Here is a 19,945-nt window from a genome sequence, read left to right as displayed (position 1 = left end):
GCCGGCTGCGGCCCCGACCGGCCGTCGCCCGGCACCGCCCTCAGGTGTCGTGCCAGCGTGGGGACGTGGTGCGCGGCGGCAGCAGCGCCGCCGCGACCCGCACCAGGCGCGGGCGGCCCGACCCGGCGGCGTCGCGCAGCGCGGCCCCGAGCCCGTCGATCCCGGTGTCCACCGCGTCCAGCCCGTACGCCCCGGCCAGCGCGACGAGATCCGGGGTGTGCAGGTCGACGCCCGCGTGCGGCGCCCCGGCCCGGTCCTGGTCGTAGCGCAGCATCCCGTAGCCGCCGTCGTCGACGACCAGCACGGTCACCGGCAGCCGCTCCTGGACCAGCGTCGCGAGCTCGCCGACGGCCATCGCGAGCCCGCCGTCCCCGACCACGGCCAGCGTGGGTGTCCCGGTGGCGGCGACCCCGATCGCCGCGGGCAGCCCGAACCCGAGCGTGCCCCAGCCGACCGGGTAGGCGAGCCCGCGGGGACCGGCGAGCCGGGCGTATCCGCCGGTCCAGTAGCCGGCGACGGCCATGTCGCAGACCAGCGCGGCACCGGCCGTCGTCACCGACTCCACCGCCTCGACCAGCGCGAACGCCTCCGCGGTGGCCGGATCGGCCCGCAGCCGGTCGCGCACCCGGACGGCGAGGTCGGTGTCCCACCACGGCGCGCGGGCGGGGGTCGCGGCCCGCAGTGCCCCGGCCAGCTCGCCGACGTCACCGGTCAGGGCGTGCGCGTCGGCCCACTCCGGTGGGTCGGGCGGCGGCACCGGATCCAGCGTGACCAGCGTGGCCGGGCGGGGCATCGTCCAGTTGCGGGTGTTCATGCCGTCGAGGCCGCCGCCGACGGCGAGCAGGACGTCCGCCGCGCCGATCAGCTCGGCGACCTCCGGTTCGTGCGGGGGAGCGGCGAGCGCGCCGTCGAGCCCGCGGGCGCCGAACGCGGTGACCAGCGGCGCGCCGAGGTGCCGGGCGAGCGCGGCGACGGGCCCGGGCGCGTCGAGGCAGCCCGGCCCGGCCCAGACGACGGTCCGCGCACCCCCGACGACCGGGGCGACCGCCCGCACGTCGCCGGCCGCGGTGCGGTCCGGCCTCGTGCGGCCACCGCTCGTCGTGCCCGAGCCGCACGGATCGGGTGGCGAGGGTGGGGCGCCGAGCACGTCGGCCGGGACGTCGACGTACACCGGCCCCCGCGGCGGGGCGGTCGCGAGGGCCACCGCCTCCCGGATCGCCGTCGCCGCCTCGGCGGCGGTACGCGGCGTGAACACCGCCTTCGCCAGCGGCGCGAACACCGCCGCCTGGTCGCGGGACTCGTGCAGCACCCCGCGCAGCCGGCCGTCGCGGCGCAGCCGCTGCGGGATCTCCGAGGCGACGAGCACCACCGGGGAGCCCGCCGCGGCCGCCTCGCCGAACCCGGTGAGCGCGTTGGTCGCACCGGGCCCGGTGGTGACGACGGCCGCACCGAGCCGGCCGGACCGGCGTGCCCAGCCGTCCGCGGCGAACGTGGCCGCCTGCTCGTGCCGCACCACCACCGGCGAGCCCGGGCCCGGCCCGAAGAACGGGAGGTTGTGCACCCCCGGCAGGCCGAACACGGTCGTCGCGCCCGACTGGTGGAGCACGCCGAGGATGTCGGCCGCCACGGTCGCATTCGTCCTGCTCACCCGGGTCCTCCCGTTCCTCCGCCGATCACGGGGCTCGATCGCTTGTACAACACGACTGTGAGGGCGGACACTTCGAGTGTTCGGGTCCAGGGGAAGGGAGCGTCCCATGAAGGTGTCCGACATCCTGCAGTTCAAGGGCGATTCGGTGCACACCGTGCTGTCGTGGAACACGGTGCCGGAGGCCGCCGCCCGGCTCGCAGGGCCGCCGGCCATCGGCGCACTGGTGGTCTCCGACGACGGGTTCCGCGAGCGCGTCGACGGGATCGTCTCCGAACGCGACATCGTCCGCAGGTTCGCGTCCGACGGCGCCGGCCTGGTGAAGCTCACCGTCGCCGACATCATGACCCGGCACGTCATCACCTGCTCACCGGACGACTCCATCGCCGAGGTCATGGCGACGATGAACCGCTGGCGGCACCGACACCTACCGGTCGTCGAGAACGGGAAGCTCTGCGGGCTGATCAGTATCGGTGACGTCGTCAAGCAGCGGCTGGCGGAGATGAGCACCGAGGCGGGCGTCCTGCGCGACATCTACCTCGCGAGTCACTGACCGGTCCCGCCGGGAACGCCGGCGGCGGCGCCGGCGTTGTGGAGGACATGAGCGCTGCACCTGCTTCGTCCGGTGGCCGCCGGGTCGGCCGCACGGCGGCCCTCGCCACGCTCGTCCGCGCCCTGACCCGACGCGGCGGACCCGGTGCGCCCGGCCCCGTCGACCGCGTCCGGGCGTTGCCGGCGATGGTCCGCGACGCCTGGCGCGGCAGCTACCCGCACCTGGCCAAGGGCCGGATGGCGATGTTCCTGCTCGCGCTGGCCTACCTGGTCTCCCCGGTGGACGTCGTGCCGGAGGTGTTCCTGACCGTCCTCGGGCTGACCGACGACGCGGTCGTCGCGATGTGGCTGGGCGGGTCGCTCCTGGTCGAGGCCGACCGGTACCTCGGCTGGCGCCGGGAGACCCCGATGGTCGTCGACGGTGGCGTTCACCGCGGGCAGGTCGACCGCACGTAGTCGTTGATCCGCTGCGTCGCCACCTGGTAGCTCGGGTCGGCGCGGGCGCGGGCGATCTCCGGGTCCCGGGCGACGGCCAGCGTGTCGCCCCCGTTGGCCTCCAGCAGGTCCAGCTGACGCTCGGCGAGCTGGTTGACCCGGTCGAAGTCCGGCCGGATCTCCTGCGGGGCCAGCGCGGTCACCTGCTCGTTGGCCCGGCGGACGTCCGCCGCGATCTCCCCGATGTTCTCCACCGGCCTGCCGATCGCGATGCCGCTGACGGGCTCCGCGGCCTCCTCGCTGTCCTGCAGCGCCTCGCAGAACGGCGTCGTGGCCCGGGCCTGCGTTGTCGTCGGCGGGCGGGACGATCCGGGCTGGGTGGCCAGCGAGTCGCCACACCCGGCGAGCACCAGCAGTACCGCCGGGAGGAGCAGCCCGAGCCGCCGAACAGCCGTCATCGATTGCGCCTCCACGTGCCCGTTCCGTACCTGAAGTCTAGTTCCGGCCCGGTGCCGACGCCGCCGACGCCCGTCACCCGGAGCGGGACGATCCGGAGGCCCCGCGGCAGGCCTCGACGATCGAGAAGGAGGAGGCATGCACACGCTCACCGGCACCACGGCGCCGGTACGCCTGTGGACGGACCCGGACTCCGTCGAGCCCGGCGCGCTGGCCCAGCTGCGCAACTGCGCGAACCTGCCGTGGACCCACGGTGTCGCCGTGATGCCGGACGTGCACCAGGGCTACGGCGCGACCGTCGGATCGGTGGTCGCGATGCGCGACGCCGTGTCGCCGGGCGCGGTCGGCGTCGACATCGGCTGCGGGATGTCCGCGGTCCGTACCGACCTCACCGCGGCCGACCTGCCGGGCTCACTGTCCCGGGTCCGCGCGCAGGTCGAGCGGAACGTCCCGGTCGGCCGGGCCGGTCACCGCGAGGGCCCGGACCTGGCGCGGCTCGGCATCGACCGCGGCTACGACTGGGCGGGGTTCTGGTCGGGTTTCGACCGGCTGCACCACCTGCGCGACGCGTCCGGGGCCGGTCGGGACCGGCTGCGCAGCAAGGCGCACCAGCAGCTCGGCTCGCTGGGCAGCGGCAACCACTTCCTCGAGCTGTGCACCGACGGCGACGACCGGGTCTGGCTGATGCTCCACTCCGGGTCCCGCGGGATCGGCAACGTCCTCGCGAACCGGCACATCGAGCGGGCCAAGGAGCTGCCGCACAACCGGGACCTGCCCGACCGCGACCTCGCGGTGTTCCTGTCGGGGACACCCGAGATGGCCGCCTACCGGGCCGACCTGTACTGGGCGCAGGAGTACGCGCGGCTCAACCGGCACGTGATGACGGAGCTGTTCAAGGCCGCGCTGGCCCGCGCGCTGGGCAGGCCGGTCGCGTTCGAGCCGGAGGTGTCCTGCCACCACAACTACGTGTCGGAGGAGACCTACGACGGCGTCGACCTCGTCGTGACCCGCAAGGGCGCGATCTCCACCGAGGGCGGCCGGAAGGGGATCATCCCCGGTTCGATGGGGACCGGGTCGTTCATCGTGTCCGGCCTGGCGAACCCGGAGTCGTACTGCTCGGCCGCGCACGGTGCCGGCCGGCGGATGTCCCGGGCGGCGGCGCGCCGGCAGTTCTCCGTGGCGGACCTGCAGGCGCAGACCGAGGGGGTCGAGTGCCGCAAGGACGCCGGCGTGCTCGACGAGATCCCCGGGGCCTACAAGGACCTGGACACCGTCATGACCGAGCAGGCCGATCTGGTCCGGGTCGAGCACCGGCTCCGGACGATCCTCTGCGTCAAGGGGTGATCACGGCGTGCCCTCCAGGACCCGCTTCAGCTCGGCCAGGTCCTTGCGGTTCGCCCGGCCCATCGCCGCGGCCATCAGCGGCGCGCCGACCTTCGCGAACCCGGAGGGCGCGCCGCGGTTGCGCAACGTCATGCGGGTCGCGCCCGGCCCGGCGTCGTCCCAGGTGTAGGTGGTCTCCATCGGGAACGGCCCCTCGGCGGTGCTCATCACGAACCGGCGGCCCGGGTCGTGCTCGCGCACCTCGTAGGTGTAGGCCAGCCGGCGGCCCAGGAACTCGGCCTCGAACGCGAGCCGGGAGCCCACGGCGAGCGGTCGCGGTGTCTCCCACGTGACCGCCTTGATGTTGCGGTACCAGGTGGTCGCGTGGTCCGGGTCCACGGCGAACGCCGCCACCTCCGCCCGCGGGCGGTCGATATTGATGTCGCTGGTCACGTCCACCTGGGCCACGCCGGAAGCCTCCCAGCCGGCGCGGTCGGAGGGCAATCGTTCAGCCGTCGAGCACCGCGCGCAGGCGGCCGGGGTGGTCGGTGATGATCCGGTCGACGCCGGTGTCGCGCAGCCGCCGCATGTCGGACCCGGTGTTGACGGTGTAGACGCCGGTCTCCATCCCGCGGATCCGGACCGCGGCGACCAGGCTCGCGTCGGTGCCCTCGACGCCGGGGGTGATCTGGTGCGCACCGGCGGCCGCGGCCTCGTCGAGCCGGGCCCGGCCGGGCCGGTCGTCGAACAGCCACCCGGCCGGGACGTCCGGTGCGGCTTCAGCGAAGCGGCGCATCGTGTCGTGGTCGAACGACTGCACCGCGACCCCCGCGCGGGGCGCGCCGAGCACCGCGGCGACCTCCTGCTCGATGCCCGGGTAGTGGGCGGTGTCCTTCAGCTCGACCAGCAGCCCGGCCCGGTCCCCGGTGTGCGCGACGACCTCGGCGAGCGTCGGGACCGGCTCCCCGGCGAACGCCGGCCCGAACCAGGAACCGGCGTCGAGCCGCTTGAGCTCGGCGAGGGTGAAGGTGCCGACCGGGTCGGGTGCCCGGCCCGGGAACACCCGCTCGACGTCGGTGGTACGGGTGAGGGTGCTGTCGTGCAGCACGACCAGGTGACCGTCGGCGGTGCGCCGGACGTCGATCTCGATCGTGTCGGCCCGCTGCCGGAGGGCCTCGTCGACCGCGGCGAGGGTGTTCTCCGGGGAGTCCCCGGACGCGCCGCGGTGCGCGACGACCTCGGGACCGGTGCGGGCCCGCTCCGGTTCGGCCGGTGCCGCGTGCACGCTCGGTACCGCGGACCGGGCGGCCGGGTCGAGGGAGACGGGGAGCGGCGGGCCGGGCGGGCGGCACGTCGGGCGCACGGGACCTCCGGGCGGGCGGACATGATCCGGTGCAACCCTGCGTGCCGGTGTGTGGGGAGCTGGCAGCCGTCCGGGCCCGTCGATCGGTTCCGGGTCTCAGCCGCATCCCGATCGTCGCACAGGCCGCCCGGCTCGCTGCGGCCCATCGGCGTGATCTGCGTCGCCGCAGCACGGACCTGCAGCGCGGCACGCCGACGGGGATCAGGTGACGACCGGCGGCACAGCGGTGCCGGCCGGTCAGGGACGCGTGGTCACCGCGGTGAGTGCAGGCAGGTAGCCGTCGGCGTAGCCCCGGGGGTCGGGGTGGTAGGCGGCCGGCCGCCCGGCGGACGGCGGGTGGATCCACGGGTCGGGGCTGCACAACCCGTGCCCGGCGAACGCGTCCCGGACGTCGACGAACTGCCCGCGGAACCGGTGGGCGGCGTCGGCGAGCGCGGCGGCGAGGGTGTCGGCGGCCCGGTTCAGCGCGGCGCGGCGGGCCGCGTTCGGCACGCCGGGCACGTCGCAGGACGCGCCGGGCTCGAACAGCCGCGGGTAGCCGAGGACGACGATGCGTGCCTGCGGGGCCTGCAACCGGACGCCGACGATCACCGAGATCAGCCCGCCGGGGGCGAACAGCCGGGCCATCCGCTCACCGCCGCGGATCGCGCGGAAGCAGGTCTCGTCGTCGGGCGCGGTGCTGCAGGTCGCGAGCACCGGACCGAACCCGGTGTCGTTGCCGCCCACCGTGATCGTCACCAGGGTCGTGTCCCGCGCCACCGCACGGACCTGCCGCGCGACGACCTCCCCGCTGGTCGCGCCGCTGCACGCGACCGAGGTGAACGACGCCGGCGCGTTCCGGGCCGACCACAGCGCCGGGTAGGAGGCGTCGCTTCGGCGGCAGGCGCCGGTCGCCGGATCGGGGGCGGCGCCGACGCCGGCGGCGTACGAGTCGCCCAGAGCCACGTACCGGGTCGCGGCCTGCCCGGCCACGGGTGCCGCGGCCGCCGCCGGGGCCAGGGCGACGACGAGGGCGCAGGCCAGCAGCGGGACGAGGAGTCGGCGCACGACGTCCACCCAACCCGGCCGCCGCGGGCGCGGGCAATCACGGTTCCGGGTGAGCGGTCACCGGGCCGGTGGACCGGGGTGTGACCGTCATGTGGGCCGAACGGGGCGCGGGCACCACCGGGCCGCGGCCCCGTGACCAGCGACCTCGACCACCCTGGGTGACCGCGCCCACATACCGACAAATGGCCGAACCACTCGCCAGTCGACGAGTGTCCGGCATCGTCCCAGGTCACGGCCTCGTCCTGGATGTCGAGCGGCGGTCGTCGCTGCGGTGAACGGCAGGTTGCTTCCGGTTCGGTCACGGAGCGTCCGCTCACCGCGCGCCGCGTTCCGGTGGTCTCGTGATCACTCGTTCGGGTTTGCGGGCTCCGGGGCCGTGGTTAGCGTGGCGTCGGATCACGGAACGGTCACGAACCGGACGCGGCCCGATCCCCGACGGGCCCGCCCGCTCCCCACGGGTTTGTCCGCCGTTCCGCGATCTGGAAGGAAACATCGTGGCACGGCATCGCTCCCCCCAGGGCCGAAGCGCGAGCCTCGGGCTCCTGCCATCGCAGTTCGCGGTGGCAGGAGTCGGAGGAACGGTCGACGCGTTCCCCGCCCGTCCGCACGTCCGGCACGCCCGCACCTCCGACGACGGTTCCCGCGTCTCCGCGTCCACCCGGATCGCGGCGGCGGTCGTCGCGGTCGGCGGTATCGCCGGCGCCGCGCACGTCACCGCCGGTTCCGGCGGGCTCCCGTCCCCGGCCGCGTGGTTCGAGACCGGCACCGCCACGACCGCGGCCACCACCCACGCCGCGGCCGCCGTCCCCGCCGCGACGGACGCCGCTCCGGCGGCCCCGATCGCCGACTCGGCGACCATCGCGTCGCTGGCCACCCCGGCCGCCACCGGGGGGTCGGCCGCCGCGCGCGCCGTGACCACCGCCTCCGGTGCGCACACCGGTGCCACCGACGCGGTGCGCGGTGCGGCGGCGTCGGTCACGAAGGCGCAGCAGGCCGCCGCCGAGCGGGCCCGCGCCGCCGAGGCCGCGCGTGCCGCGGGCGCCACCGGGTCGCTGCAGTCCGCCCCGGCGCAGTCCGCCTCGGCCGGTGGTGGCACCTCGATCGTGTCCGGCCGGGTCACCTCCGGGTTCGGCTCCCGCTGGGGCACCAAGCACATGGGCCTGGACATCGCCGCCCCGATCGGCACGCCGATCCACGTCCCGCTGGCCGGCACGGTGGTCAGCTCCGGCCCGGCCAGCGGGTTCGGCATGTGGGTGCGGGTCAAGCACGACGACGGCACGGTCACCGTCTACGGCCACATCAACCGCTCGCTGGTGAAGGTCGGGCAGAAGGTCGCGGCCGGACAGCAGATCGCCGAGGTCGGCAACAAGGGCCAGTCCACCGGGCCGCACCTGCACATCGAGGTCGTCGACCCGAGCGGGACGAAGATCAACCCGAAGCCGTGGCTGGACGCGAACGGGTTCTCCTACACCTGATCCCCGTCAGCGCCGCACCGTCCGCGGGACGGCGACCGGCCCGTGCGAGCCGCCGCGGCCGGTCGCCCCGCGGCCGGGCGACGCGTCACGCGTCGTAGGAGCGCCTGCGCTCCGCGGCGAGGAAGTGCGCGGTCTCCCGGGTCGCGGTGTAGAGCGAGCGGTAGTGCCGGTGGAAGCGGTCGTACACCTCCCGGGCGACCGGGTCGGGCTCGATGGTCCGCGCCACCGGGTTCCACCGGCGCAGCTCCGGCTCCGCCCCGGTGGCGACGGCGGCCAGCCACGCGTCGCCCAGCGCCGCACCGACGGTCTGCTCCGGGACGTCCTGCGGCACACCGGTCACGTCGGTGACGATCCGGGTCCACAGCCCGCCCTGCACCCCGCCACCCACGGCGACCAGGCGCTTCGTCCCGCCGCCCGCCTCGCGCATGACCTCGAGGTTGTGCCGGACGCCGTGCGCGATGCCCTCCAACGCGGCCCGGTACACCTCGCCGCGGGTGTGCGCGGTGGTGATCCCGGCGAGGACGCCGCGGGCGTCCGGGTCGAACAGCGGCGTGCGCTCCCCGGCGAAGTAGGGGAGCAGCAGCAGGCCGCCGCTGCCCGGCGGGACCTCGCCCGCCTCGGCGACCAGCTCCGGGAACCCCTCGCCGGTGAGATCTCGCAGCCAGTTCGTGATCGCGCCGGAGGTCGCCATCCCCGCGGCGAGCGTGAACGTGCCGGGGACGACCCCGCGGGTCGTCCACATCGCCGGGTGCGGCCGCGGGCGGTCGATGACCTCGATCAGGAACATCGTGGTGCCGTACATGACCATGACCTCGCCCGGTGCGGTGACGCCGGCGCTGGTCGCCTCGGCCCAGGCGTCGACGGTCCCGGCGGTGACCGGCAGGCCCTCCGGCAGCCCGGTCTCGGCGGCCGCGGCGGCGGTGACGTGCCCGGCGATCTCGGTCGGCCACAGCAGCCGCGGCAGCGCGATCCCGGGTGCGACCGCATCGGCCCAGTCCCGGGCCCAGTCCGCGGCCGCCAGGTCGTACATCGGGTCGCACTGGCTGGCCGAGTGGTGGTCGAGCACGTACTCGCCGGTGAGCCGGTGGACCAGGTACGACGAGCACATCAGGAACAGCGAGGTCCGCGCGAACACCTCGGGCTCGTGCCGCTCGAGCCAGCGCCACTTCGGGCCGACCGCCTGCGAGGACAGCGGGGTCCCGGCCCGGCGCAGGATCTGCTCGGCGCCCAGCTCGGCGGTCAGCTCGTCGATCTCCGCGGCGGCCCGGGTGTCGACGCCGTAGAGGATCGCGGGACGCAGCGGGCGACCGTCGGCGTCCGCGGGCAGCAGGGTCGGGCCGATCCCGGAGACGCCCAGGCCTGCGGGTTCGGCGTCCGGGACGGCGGCGGCCAGCTCGCGGACGATCGCGGTGAAGTCGCCCCACCAGATCGTCTCCGCGTCGTGTTCCACCCATCCGGGGCGGGGCTGCGCGGTGTCGTGCGCGCGGTCGGCGCGCGCGAGCACCCGCCCGCCGTGGTCGACGACGACGCCCTTCGAGCCCGAGGTTCCGATGTCGACGCCGAGATAGACCTGCATGGCCTCTTCCTACCGGGTGCGCGGGCCGCTGTGCACCGGGCCGGCCGTGAACATCGGTGCCGGTTGCGGCCATAGCACAGGGGACCGACGATCCGGCGGCATCGGCCCTCGCACGCCGCGAGTTGTCCACGACACCCCCTCGGAAAGCCGGTTCTGCCGGCTCCGTCCACAGGCTCGGCCCGGGACCGCCCCGGGAGCCGGGCCGCTGCCCCACGCTCGACGCCATGACCGCGCTGCCGCAGCCCGACCCCGACCCCGACTCGCCGTCCCGCATCCGTGCGGGCCGCCCGGCTTCCACCGCCGGCCCACCCGGCCCGCAGGCCGCGCCTCCCTGGCCACCGGGCGGGACACCGGCCGACCCGTGGCCGTGGGCCGACCCGGATGGCACCGCCGTGACCCGGATCCGGCTCGCCGGGCCGGCGGAGCTGATCGCCGCCGTGCCCGTGCTGATCGGCTTCCATCCCGAGGACTCGTTGATCCTGGTCGGGATGGCCGGGCCGGAGCTCCGCGGCCGGGTCGGGCTCACCGTCCGCGTCGACCTGCCGTACGCGCGGCAGGTCCGCGCGGTGTGCGACGACGCGGTCTCGGCGCTGGCCGGGAGCGGTGCGGCGCGGGCGGTCGCCGTCGTCGTCCGGGGCCGGCCCGGGGCCGCGATGCAGCGCCGGGTCCGCCGTGACGTCGCGGTCGCCGCCCGGCGGGCGTTGCGGTGGGCGGGGATCACGCCGACGGCGGTGCTGTGGGCCTCCGGCACCCGGGCCGGTGACCGCTGGAGCTGCTACCCGCTGCCGGGGCAGGACTGCCGGTGCGCGGGCACGGTGCCGGATCCCACGGCGAGCCCGATCGCGGTGGCGGCCGCGGTGCGCGGCCGGGCGGTCCTGCCGGATCGTGCCGCCGTCCGCGCCCAGCTCGACGGTGACCCGGCGGCGCACGAGCGGCGAGCCCGGCTCCGCGCCGGGGCTCGTCAACCGGACCGGTCGCCGGCCACCGGGCGCCCGGAACCGGATGCCGGCCGGTCGGGCTCCACCCTGCTCGACACCTGCCTGTCGGCCGCGGCAGCAGGCCGCCTCGTGATCGACGACCCGCTCGCGCTCGAGTTCTGCGCGGCCTTCGACGATCCCGACTTCCGAGACGAGGCGCTGCGCGTGTGTCTCGGGTCGCAGGCCCCGCACGCCGAGCAGCTGTGGGCGGCGCTGACCCGGGCGCTGCCCGCGCCCGACCGGGCCGGGCCGTCCGCGTTGCTGGCGGTCTGCGCCCTGCTCCGGGGGGACGGCGCGCTGGCGACCCTCGCCGTCGAGCGCGCGCTCGGCGACCGGCCGGACCACGTCCTCGCGGCCGTGGTGTGCAGCTCGCTGCGGGGCGTGCTCGCCCCGGGCACCGCTCCGGCCTCGTACGCGGGGCCGGCCGGCCTGCGCCGGTTGCTCACCGCGCTGCTCGAGCGGGGTGCGGACCGGTGACGGGTGCGGGGTCAGCGACCGCGGGCGAACTCCCACGCGTCGGCGACGATCCGTTCCAGCTCGGTCCGCGACGGCTTCCAGCCCAGCTGGGAGGCGGCCAGGTCGCTGGAGGCCACCAGCACCGCGGGATCTCCGGCGCGGCGCGGGGCGACGACGGCGGGGATCGGATGCCCGGTGACCGTGCGGCACGCGTCCACGACCTCCCGCACCGAGAAGCCGTGGCCGCTGCCGAGGTTGTAGACGTCGTGCCGGCCGGCGCTCGCGTGCTGCAGGGCCAGCAGGTGCGCGTCGGCCAGGTCGTCGACGTGGATGTAGTCGCGCACGCAGGTGCCGTCCGGGGTCGGCCAGTCGTCACCGAAGATCGAGATCGACTCCCGGGTGCCCGAGGCGACCTGCAGGACCAGCGGGATCAGGTGGGTCTCCACCGCGTGCCGCTCACCGAGGTGCACGGTGCCGGTCACGTGCGCGCCGGCCACGTTGAAGTAGCGCAGGCTGGTGGCGCCCAGGCCGTGCGCGGCCGCGTACGAGGTGATCATGTGGTCGATCGCGAGCTTGCTCGCCCCGTACGGGTTGGTCGGCCGGGCCGGCGCGTTCTCCGGGATCGGCACCTGGTCGGGCTCGCCGTAGGTGGCCGCCGTGGAGGAGAACACCAGCCGGGGCACCGCGTGCTCGCGGATCGCCTCCAGCAGCCGGAAGGACGCGACGACGTTGCCGTCCCAGTACTTCTCCGGTGCCTCCACCGACTCGCCGACCAGCGAGCGTGCCGCGAAGTGCAGGACCCCGTCGAACCCGCCCTCACCCAGCACCGCACGGGCGGTGGCGCCCAGCTCGCCCTCGACGAACCGCGCCCCGTCCGGGACGGCGTCCCGGTGGCCGGTGGACAGGTCGTCGAGCACGACGACCTGGTGGCCGGCCTCGAGCAGGTGTGCTGCGCACACGCTGCCGACGTACCCCGCCCCGCCGGTGACGAGCAGCTTCACTCCGGTCCTCCGCGCCTGCCGATCCGTACGGCACCGTCCCGTACGGCGCCGAGGTGTCGGCACGACCTTCTCACGGGGCCGCGCGGCGGTAGCCGCGCACCCGGGCGGGACGCGCGGCCGGCGTTACTGCGACTTGACGAGGACGGCGTGCGCCACCAGCGGCGCGACCGTGGCCTTCTCGTCCTCCGCGGAGGTCACCGGGACCGGGTCGCCGAAGCGCGGGATCGCGCCGACCTCGACGACCAGGCCCGGCACGATGCCGGCGAGCTTCAGCTCCGACATGAGGTCCGCGTCGCTCTGCACGTGCTCGGCGATCCGGCGCACCTCGACCCGGCCGCCGCCGCGGCGGGCCAGCTCGTCGAGCCGCTGCAGGCCGACCTCCAGCGAGGGCGGGACCGAGGAGGCCGGCGACAGCTCGTCGCCGCCGCGCTCGAGCTCCTCCAGGCCCGGGATCGGGTTGCCGTACGGGGAGACGGTCGGCTTGTCCAGCAGGCGGAGCAGCTTCCGCTCGACGTCCTCGCTCATCACGTGCTCCCAGCGGCACGCCTCGGCGTGGACGAGTTCCCATTCGAGGCCGATGACGTCGATCAGCAGGCGCTCGGCGAGGCGGTGCTTGCGCATGACGGCGACGGCGCGGGTGCGGCCGTCGTCGGTCAGTTCCAGATGGCGGTCCCCGGCCACGACGACCAGACCGTCCCGCTCCATCCGGGCGACGGTCTGGCTGACGGTCGGACCACTCTGCCCGAGGCGTTCGGCGATCCGCGCGCGCAGCGGGACGACGCCCTCCTCTTCGAGCTCGTAAATGGTCCGGAGGTACATCTCGGTGGTGTCGATGAGGTCGTTCACGTGGGGCCCCTTCGTTCGATGGCCAGTCTACCCAGGGCGAGCCCCGGGCACGGCGCACCCATCCGGGGCAGGATGGGTCGCGTGTCCGGCTCCATGATCTCTCCCGAGACCCTCGCCGATGTGCTGACCCCCGGGCGGGCGGGGGCCGCGCGGCCGGTGCTCCTCGACGTGCGGTGGCGGCTCACCGGGCCACCCGGTCGGGACGACCACGCGGCCCGCCGTATTCCCGGCGCCGTCTTCGTCGACCTCGACACCGAGCTGGCGGCGGGACCCGCCACCCCGGGACCCGGCGGCCGGCACCCTCTCCCGGACCCGGCCGCGCTGCAGGCGGTGCTGCGGGCGGCCGGCGTCCGCGACGACGACCCCGGCCAGCCGGTGGTCGCCTACGACGACCGCGACGGCTCGGTGGCCGCCCGTGCCTGGTGGCTGCTGCGCTGGGCCGGGGTCGCCCCGGACCGGGTCCGGGTGCTCGACGGCGGGTTCGCCGCCTGGGAGGCCGCCGGGCTCCCGGTCGCGGGCAGCGGGGGAGACGCGGCCGAGCCGGCGCCGCTGCCCGCGGGGGACCTCGTCGTCCGGCCCGGCGGCATGCCGACCGTCGACGCCGACGGGGCCGCGGCCCTGGCCCGGGACGGGGTGCTGCTCGACGCCCGCGCGCCCGCCCGGTTCCGCGGCGAGACCGAGCCGGTCGACCCCCGGGCCGGCCACGTCCCCGGCGCCCGGAACGTGCCCGCCGCGGCCAGCACCGGCCCGGACGGCCGCTGGGTCGGCGCGGACGTCCTCGCCGACCGGTTCCGCGCCGCCGGTGTCGGTCCCGGCGTCCCGGCCGGGGCCTACTGCGGCTCCGGGATCAACGCCTGCGCGCTCGTCCTGGCGCTGGAGGAGTCCGGCCTGACGTCGCCGGAGGCTCCGGCCGCGCTCTACCCGGGCTCCTGGTCGGAGTGGAGCGCCGACCCGGCGCGCCCGGCGGCGGTGGGCGAACGTCCCCACGCCCGGGACCGGTGAGAGGAGTGACCGGGACCGTCCCCCTGGCATACGGTCCCGTGCCATGAGCGCGCGCACGTCGGTCGTGTGGACACCGGAGTTCCTGACCTACCAGCTGTCCGACGACCATCCCCTGAACCCGGTGCGGCTCGATCTGATGATGGAGCTGTCCCGCGAGCTCGGGGTGCTCGACGGCGTCGACCTGATCGAGCCGCCGCCGGCGACCGACGCGGAGCTCACCCGCGTGCACACCCCGGGCTACCAGACGGCGGTGCGGTCGGCCCCGGAGACGCCGTTCGGGGTGGGCCACGGCCTGGGCACCGCCGACAACCCGATCTTCTTCGGGATGCACGAGGCGGCGGCGCTGATCGCGGGGGGATCGGTGGCCGCGGCCCGCGAGATCGCCGAGGGACGCGCCGACCGCGCCGTGAACATGGCGGGCGGCCTGCACCACGCGATGCCGGACCGGGCGGCCGGGTTCTGCGTGTACAACGACTGCTCGATCGCGATCGCCTGGCTGCTCGACCAGGGCTACGAGCGGATCGCCTACGTCGACGTCGACGTCCACCACGGCGACGGCGTCCAGACGTCGTTCTACGACGACCCGCGGGTCCTGACGATCTCGATGCACCAGCATCCGCTGACCCTGTGGCCCGGCACCGGCTGGGCCGGCGAGCTCGGCCGCGGTGACGGCGAGGGCTACGCGGTGAACGTCGCGCTGCCCCCGGGCATCGGCGACGCCGGCTGGCTGCGGGCGTTCCACGGTGTCGTCCCGTCGCTGCTGGAGAAGTTCCGCCCGCAGGTCCTGGTCACCGAGTGCGGCGCGGACACCCACGCCGAGGACCCGCTGGCGAACCTCGAGCTCTCGGTGGACGGACACCGGGCCATCTACCAGACGCTGCGCGAGCTGGCCGAGACGACGGCCGACGGCAAGTGGCTCGTGCTCGGCGGCGGCGGGTACGCCCTCTACCGGGTCGTGCCCCGCTCGTGGACCCACCTGCTCGCCGTCGCGCTCGACCGGGACGTCGACCCGGACACCCCGATCCCCGCGGACTGGATGGCGACGGCGTCCACCCACACCCGGGCACCGTTGCCGGTGTCGATGTCAGACGAGGCCGACCCGTCGTTCGAGAAGTGGGGTGGGTCGTTCGGCGAGCGGGTGGACTCCGCGATCCTGGAGACCCGCCGTGCGGTGTTCCCGCTGCACGGCCTCGACCCCGACGACCCGCGGGACTGACGGGCGGACAGGAAAAGCACACCCATGCCCGACGAGCAGCCGCAGAAGACCGAGCAGGCGACGACCGAGCAGCCGAGGACCGGGCAGCAGAGGACCGAGCACCCGTATCCCCGGCACTGGGAGGCCGACGTCGTCGCCTCCGACGGCGGGATCGTCCACCTGCGACCGATCACCCCCGACGACGCCGACGCCCTGCTGGACTTCCACTCCCGGCTCTCCGACCGCACCCGGTACCTGCGCTACTTCGGCCCCTACCCGCGGATCTCGCCGCGCGACCTGGAGCGCTTCACCGTCGTCGACCACCGCACCCGGGTCGCGTTCCTCGCGCTGCTCGGCGACGAGATCATCGCCGTCGGCCGGTACGAGGGGCTCACCCCGGACGGCGGCGCCGCCTCCCAGGAGGGCGCCGGCACCGACAAGCCGGTCACCTCGGCCGAGGTCGCGTTCGTGGTGCGCGACGACCACCAGTCCCGCGGCCTGGGCTCGATCCTGCTCGAGCACCTGGCCGCAGCCGCCCGCGAGAATGGCCTGTCCCGGTTCGAGGCCGAGGTGCTCGTCGAGAACCACGCCATGGTGCGGGTGTTCCGGGAAGCCGGCTACCAGGTCAAGCGGGCGTTCGCGGAGGGCGTGCTGCACCTGGAGTTCGACATCGACCCGACCGAGAAGTCGATCGCCGTGCGGGACTCCCGCGAGCAGGCGGCCGAGGCCCGCAGCGTCGCGAACCTGCTGCACCCGACCTCGGTCGCGGTGATCGGCGCGTCCGCGGACGAGACCAAGATCGGGCACGCGGTCCTGGCGAACCTGCTGCGTGCCGGGTTCACCGGGCCCGTCTACCCGGTGAACCCGGACGCCCGCTCGGTGCGGGGCGTGCGGGCGTACCCGTCGGTGATCGACATTCCGGACGAGGTGGACCTCGCCGTCGTCGCCGTCCCGGCGGCGAACATCGACGAGGTCATGGACTCCTGCCTCGCCAAGGGCGTCAAGGTGCTGGTGGTGATCAGCTCCGGGTTCGCCGACGCCGGCGGCGGCGGGACGGTCGCCGAGCGGCGCCTGGTGACCGAGGCCCGCGCCCACGGCATGCGGGTGGTGGGACCGAACGCGCTCGGGGTCGCGAACCCGGACCCGGCCGTCCGGCTCAACGCGACGCTGGCCCCGGCGCTGCCCGGCCCCGGCCGCACCGGCTTCTTCTGCCAGTCCGGCGCGCTGGGCACCGCGATCCTGGCCAACGCCCGGTCCCGGGGGCTGGGGCTGTCGTCGTTCGTCTCGGCCGGCAACCGGGCCGACGTGTCCGGCAACGACCTCATGCAGTACTGGCAGACCGACCCGGGCACCGACCAGGTGCTGCTCTACCTGGAGACGTTCGGCAACCCGCGCAAGTTCGCCCGGGTCGCGCGCAGGCTGGCCCGCACGAAGCCGATCGTCGCGGTGAAGTCGGGGCGGCACACCGGCCCGCTGCCCTCGCTGGCGTCGGTCGGGGCGCAGATCGACGAGTCCAGCGTCCAGGCGCTGTTCGAGCAGTCCGGTGTCATCCGGGTCCAGACGCTGCCCCAGCTGTTCGACACCGCGCTGCTGCTGGCCTACCAGCCGCTCCCGACCGGGCGGCGGGTCGCGGTCGTCGGGAACTCGCGGGCGGTCAACCTGCTCGTCGTCGACGGCCTGCTCGACGAGGGCCTGGAACCCGTGGGGGACACCGTCGACGTCGGTACGCAGGCGTCGCCGGAGCAGTTCGCCGACGCCGTCCACGCCGCACTCGACGGCCCCGACCGGCCGGACGCGCTCATCGCCGTGTTCGTGCCGCCGGTGGCCGTCGAGGGCACGGCGCACGCCCACGCCCTGCGGGACGCCGCCCGGGACGCCGGCGTCCCGGTGCTCGCGGTGTTCCTGGCCGCGGAGGGCATCCCGGCCGAGCTGACGGTGGCCCCGGTCGACGGCACACCGGGCCGCGGGTCGGTGCCCAGCTACGCGAGCCCGGAGCGGGCCGCGACCGCGCTCGGCCGCGTCGTGCGCTACGCGGAGTGGCGGAACACCCCGGTCGGCGAGTTCGTCGTCCCCGAGGGGATCGACACCGAACGCGCCCGCCGGCTCGTCGCCTCCTTCGGCCCCGGCGAGCACGAGCTGACCGACTCCGAGGCGGTCGAGCTGATGGCCTGCTACGGCCTGGAGGTCACCGAGTTCGAGCGGGTGACCGGCGCCGAGGCCGCGGTCACGGCCGCGGAGAAGGTCGGGTACCCGGTCGTGCTCAAGACGACCGGTGAGCGGTGGCGGCACCGCGGGGACTTCGTCGGTGTCCGCCTGGACCTGGTGTCGCCGGACGCGGTCCGCCGGGCGCACGCCGAGCTGGTCCGGGTCACCGGTTCCGAGGAGGTGTACGTCCAGCGGATGGCCCCGAAGGGCACGTCCTGCAAGATCGACGTGGTGGACGACCCGTCGTTCGGGTCGCTGATCGCGTTCGGGCTCTCCGGCCTGGCCACCGAGCTGCTCGAGGACCGCGCCTACCGGGTGCTGCCGGTGTCCACCGAGGACGCCAAGCGGCTGATCCGGTCGCCCCGGGCGGCCCCGCTGCTCACCGGCTACCGGGGCGCCGACCCGGTGGACACCGACGCGCTGGAGGACGTCGTGCTGCGGGTCGGCCGGCTCACCGAGGACATCCCGCAGGTCCGGTCGCTTGCCCTGGACCCGGTGCTGGCCTCACCGGAGGGCGTGTTCGTCACCGGGGTGCGGGTCACCGTCGGCCCGGTGCCGAACCGCCGTGACACCGGCCCCCGCCGCCTGGCCTGACCGGACCCCGCGCCCGCCCCCTGCCCCCGCCCCACCCCTGGGACTCATGGAGCTTTAGTCCCGTGCCACAGGACTAAAGCTCCATGAGTGGCTCGCGGGGGCGGGGGTGGGAGCGGGATTGGGTGGGCGCGGGCAGGGCGGAGGGGCTCAGGTCCGGAAGGTCACCTGCAGGGTCGGTGCGGACGTGTCGGCGAAGAAGTCGTTGCCCTTGTCGTCCATCACGACGAAGGCCGGGAAGTCCTCGACCTCGATCTTCCAGACCGCCTCCATGCCGAGCTCCGGGTACTCGAGCACCTCGACCTTGCGGATGCAGTCCTGCGCCAGCCGCGCCGCCGGGCCACCGATGGAGCCCAGGTAGAACCCGCCGTTCGCGGCGCACGAGTCCACGACCTGCTTCGAACGGTTGCCCTTGGCCAGCATCACCAGGGAGCCGCCGGCCTCCTGGAACTGGCGCACGTAGGAGTCCATCCGGCCGGCGGTCGTCGGGCCGAACGACCCGGACGCGTAGCCCTCCGGGGTCTTGGCCGGCCCCGCGTAGTAGACCGCGTGGTCGCGCAGGTACTGCGGCATCGGTTCCCCGGCGTCCAGCCGCTCGGCGATCTTCGCGTGCGCGATGTCGCGGGCCACGACCAGCGGCCCGGTCAGCGAGAGCCGGGTCTTCACCGGGAGCTGCGAGAGCCGGGCCCGGATCTCGTCCATCGGCCGGTTGAGGTCGATCCGCACGACCTCGTCGGACAGGTCCTCGGAGGTGGTCTCGGGCAGGTACTGCGCCGGGTCGCGTTCGAGCTGCTCCAGGTACACGCCGGAGGGTGTGATCTTGGCCTTGGCCTGGCGGTCCGCCGAGCAGGACACCGCGACCCCGACCGGCAGCGAGGCGCCGTGCCGGGGCAGCCGGATCACCCGGACGTCGTGGCAGAAGTACTTGCCGCCGAACTGGGCGCCGATCCCGAAGTTGCGGGTCAGCTCGAGCACCTGCTGCTCCAGGTCGGTGTCCCGGATCGCGTGGCCGAGCGGCGAGCCCTCGGTGGGGAGCCCGTCGAGGTAGCGGGCCGAGGCGAGCTTGGCGACCTTGAGGTTGTACTCGGCCGACATGCCGCCGACCACGATCGCGAGGTGGTACGGCGGGCAGGCCGCCGTCCCCAGCGAGCGCAGCTTCTCGTCGAGGAACGCCGCGAGCCGCTTCGGGTTCAGCAGCGCCTTCGTCTCCTGGTAGAGGAAGGTCTTGTTCGCCGAGCCGCCGCCCTTGGCCATGACCAGGAACTCGTAGTACGGGTCCCGGCCGGGCTTGGCGTACAGCTCGACCTGGGCCGGCAGGTTGGTGCCGGTGTTGCGCTCCTCCCAGAACGACAGCGGCGCCATCTGCGAGTAGCGCAGGTTCAGCTCCTGGTAGGCCTCGAACACCCCGCGGGACACGGCGGCCTCGTCGTCGCCGCCGGTCAGCACGGTCTCGGTCTTCTTACCGACGACGATCGCGGTGCCGGTGTCCTGGCACATCGGCAGCACGCCACCGGCCGACACGCAGGCGTTGCGGAGCAGGTCGGTGGCGACGAACCGGTCGTTGGCGGAGGCCTCCGGGTCGTCGACGATCGCGCGCAGCTGCTTCAGGTGGGACGGCCGGAGCAGGTGCTGGATGTCGGTGACGGCGGCGCGCACCAGACCGGTGAGCGTCTCCGGCGGGACCTCCAGGAAGGTCCGTCCCGCAGCCTCGACGACGGAGCCCGCGGGCAGATCGAGCTCGCGGTACTCGGTGTCGTCCGGTCCGAGCGGGAGCACGTCGGTGTGGTGGAAGTCGGGCAT

General features: G+C 75.0%; 17 protein-coding genes. 8 read left to right on the top strand and 9 right to left on the bottom strand.

Features of this window, described 5'->3' with window-relative positions:
• Positions 1-40: 40 nt before the first annotated feature.
• A complete protein-coding gene (locus H7X46_RS17875; RefSeq protein WP_186360485.1) occupies positions 41-1,648 on the bottom strand; it encodes a thiamine pyrophosphate-binding protein in 1,608 nt (535 codons plus the stop codon).
• Positions 1,649-1,754: 106 nt separating this feature from the next.
• On the opposite strand from H7X46_RS17875, the gene H7X46_RS17870 reads away from it, so the two are divergent.
• The gene (locus tag H7X46_RS17870) at positions 1,755-2,198 is read left to right on the top strand and encodes a CBS domain-containing protein (RefSeq protein ID WP_186360484.1); all 444 of its coding nucleotides are present in this window, start codon (positions 1,755-1,757) and stop codon (positions 2,196-2,198) included.
• A gap of 47 nt (positions 2,199-2,245) precedes the next feature.
• The gene (locus H7X46_RS17865) at positions 2,246-2,653 is read left to right on the top strand and encodes a YkvA family protein (RefSeq protein ID WP_186360483.1); all 408 of its coding nucleotides are present in this window, start codon (positions 2,246-2,248) and stop codon (positions 2,651-2,653) included.
• On the opposite strand, the gene H7X46_RS17860 is transcribed toward H7X46_RS17865, so the two are convergent.
• On the bottom strand, positions 2,626-3,090 hold the full coding sequence (locus tag H7X46_RS17860) for a hypothetical protein (protein WP_186360482.1): 465 nt from the start codon (positions 3,088-3,090) through the stop codon (positions 2,626-2,628). The two genes, H7X46_RS17865 and H7X46_RS17860, sit on opposite strands and share 28 nt — an antisense overlap.
• 136 nt (positions 3,091-3,226) lie before the next feature.
• Between H7X46_RS17860 and H7X46_RS17855 the strand changes: the two genes are divergently transcribed.
• Entirely contained in the window at positions 3,227-4,432 is a 1,206-nt protein-coding gene (locus H7X46_RS17855) for an RtcB family protein (protein ID WP_186360481.1), read from the top strand.
• Here H7X46_RS17855 and H7X46_RS17850 read toward each other — a convergent pair whose 3' ends face one another.
• The 3 genes from H7X46_RS17850 to H7X46_RS17840 form a co-directional block, all read right to left on the bottom strand.
• Positions 4,433-4,879: an SRPBCC family protein gene (locus tag H7X46_RS17850; RefSeq protein ID WP_186360480.1), complete on the bottom strand. Its 447-nt coding sequence runs from the start codon at positions 4,877-4,879 to the stop codon at positions 4,433-4,435.
• 40 nt (positions 4,880-4,919) lie between these two features.
• Positions 4,920-5,774 (bottom strand): glycerophosphodiester phosphodiesterase family protein, encoded by an 855-nt coding sequence (locus tag H7X46_RS17845; protein WP_186360479.1) that lies wholly within the window; start codon positions 5,772-5,774, stop codon positions 4,920-4,922.
• Between the two features lie 237 nt (positions 5,775-6,011).
• Entirely contained in the window at positions 6,012-6,821 is an 810-nt protein-coding gene (locus tag H7X46_RS17840) for an SGNH/GDSL hydrolase family protein (RefSeq protein WP_186360478.1), read from the bottom strand.
• A 560-nt stretch (positions 6,822-7,381) separates the two neighbouring features.
• On the opposite strand from H7X46_RS17840, the gene H7X46_RS30770 reads away from it, so the two are divergent.
• Positions 7,382-8,296, top strand: a complete 915-nt coding sequence (locus H7X46_RS30770; protein WP_370588831.1) for a M23 family metallopeptidase — start codon at positions 7,382-7,384, stop codon at positions 8,294-8,296.
• An 85-nt stretch (positions 8,297-8,381) separates the two neighbouring features.
• Here the strand turns inward: H7X46_RS30770 and H7X46_RS17830 are convergent, their stop codons facing one another.
• Positions 8,382-9,872: an FGGY-family carbohydrate kinase gene (locus tag H7X46_RS17830; protein ID WP_186360477.1), complete on the bottom strand. Its 1,491-nt coding sequence runs from the start codon at positions 9,870-9,872 to the stop codon at positions 8,382-8,384.
• 224 nt (positions 9,873-10,096) lie between these two features.
• Here H7X46_RS17830 and H7X46_RS17825 point away from each other — a divergent pair, with 224 nt between their 5' ends.
• The gene (locus H7X46_RS17825) at positions 10,097-11,326 is read left to right on the top strand and encodes a DUF4192 domain-containing protein (RefSeq protein WP_186360476.1); all 1,230 of its coding nucleotides are present in this window, start codon (positions 10,097-10,099) and stop codon (positions 11,324-11,326) included.
• Positions 11,327-11,337: 11 nt separating this feature from the next.
• On the opposite strand, the gene galE is transcribed toward H7X46_RS17825, so the two are convergent.
• Positions 11,338-12,306 carry a UDP-glucose 4-epimerase GalE gene (galE, locus tag H7X46_RS17820; RefSeq protein WP_186360475.1) on the bottom strand — a complete coding sequence of 323 codons (969 nt, stop codon included), beginning with the start codon at positions 12,304-12,306 and terminating at the stop codon, positions 11,338-11,340.
• Positions 12,307-12,429: 123 nt separating this feature from the next.
• Positions 12,430-13,152, bottom strand: a complete 723-nt coding sequence (locus H7X46_RS17815; protein WP_186360474.1) for a metal-dependent transcriptional regulator — start codon at positions 13,150-13,152, stop codon at positions 12,430-12,432.
• A gap of 72 nt (positions 13,153-13,224) precedes the next feature.
• Between H7X46_RS17815 and H7X46_RS17810 the strand changes: the two genes are divergently transcribed.
• The 3 genes from H7X46_RS17810 to H7X46_RS17800 are packed head-to-tail and all read left to right on the top strand — an operon-like array spanning position 13,225 to position 18,148.
• Positions 13,225-14,154, top strand: coding sequence for a sulfurtransferase (locus H7X46_RS17810; RefSeq protein WP_370588830.1), 930 nt, complete (start codon positions 13,225-13,227; stop codon positions 14,152-14,154).
• Positions 14,155-14,197: 43 nt separating this feature from the next.
• On the top strand, positions 14,198-15,370 hold the full coding sequence (locus H7X46_RS17805; RefSeq protein WP_186360473.1) for an acetoin utilization protein AcuC: 1,173 nt from the start codon (positions 14,198-14,200) through the stop codon (positions 15,368-15,370).
• Positions 15,371-15,394: 24 nt separating this feature from the next.
• Complete coding sequence (locus tag H7X46_RS17800) at positions 15,395-18,148, top strand: bifunctional GNAT family N-acetyltransferase/acetate--CoA ligase family protein (RefSeq protein ID WP_186360472.1); 2,754 nt, start codon at positions 15,395-15,397, stop codon at positions 18,146-18,148.
• A 147-nt stretch (positions 18,149-18,295) separates the two neighbouring features.
• Here H7X46_RS17800 and H7X46_RS17795 read toward each other — a convergent pair whose 3' ends face one another.
• Complete coding sequence (locus H7X46_RS17795; protein ID WP_186360471.1) at positions 18,296-19,945, bottom strand: fumarate hydratase; 1,650 nt, start codon at positions 19,943-19,945, stop codon at positions 18,296-18,298.

This window comes from Pseudonocardia sp. C8, from assembly GCF_014267175.1.
Taxonomy (GTDB): domain Bacteria; phylum Actinomycetota; class Actinomycetes; order Mycobacteriales; family Pseudonocardiaceae; genus Pseudonocardia.
The sequence above is the reverse complement of the archived record's forward strand: the minus strand, read 5'-3'. Positions and strand labels throughout refer to the sequence as shown.

Bases quoted from the DNA above. Each gene is read 5' to 3' on its own strand.
- H7X46_RS17825 (WP_186360476.1), top strand. From the start codon at position 10,097: ATGACCGCGCTGCCGCAGCCCGACCCCGACCCCGACTCGCCGTCCCGC.
- H7X46_RS17860 (WP_186360482.1), bottom strand. From the start codon at position 3,090: ATGACGGCTGTTCGGCGGCTCGGGCTGCTCCTCCCGGCGGTACTGCTG.
- H7X46_RS17870 (WP_186360484.1), top strand. From the start codon at position 1,755: ATGAAGGTGTCCGACATCCTGCAGTTCAAGGGCGATTCGGTGCACACC.
- H7X46_RS17865 (WP_186360483.1), top strand. From the start codon at position 2,246: ATGAGCGCTGCACCTGCTTCGTCCGGTGGCCGCCGGGTCGGCCGCACG.
- H7X46_RS17810 (WP_370588830.1), top strand. From the start codon at position 13,225: ATGGGTCGCGTGTCCGGCTCCATGATCTCTCCCGAGACCCTCGCCGAT.
- H7X46_RS17805 (WP_186360473.1), top strand. From the start codon at position 14,198: ATGAGCGCGCGCACGTCGGTCGTGTGGACACCGGAGTTCCTGACCTAC.
- H7X46_RS17855 (WP_186360481.1), top strand. From the start codon at position 3,227: ATGCACACGCTCACCGGCACCACGGCGCCGGTACGCCTGTGGACGGAC.
- H7X46_RS17795 (WP_186360471.1), bottom strand. From the start codon at position 19,945: ATGCCCGACTTCCACCACACCGACGTGCTCCCGCTCGGACCGGACGAC.
- H7X46_RS17800 (WP_186360472.1), top strand. From the start codon at position 15,395: ATGCCCGACGAGCAGCCGCAGAAGACCGAGCAGGCGACGACCGAGCAG.
- H7X46_RS17830 (WP_186360477.1), bottom strand. From the start codon at position 9,872: ATGCAGGTCTATCTCGGCGTCGACATCGGAACCTCGGGCTCGAAGGGC.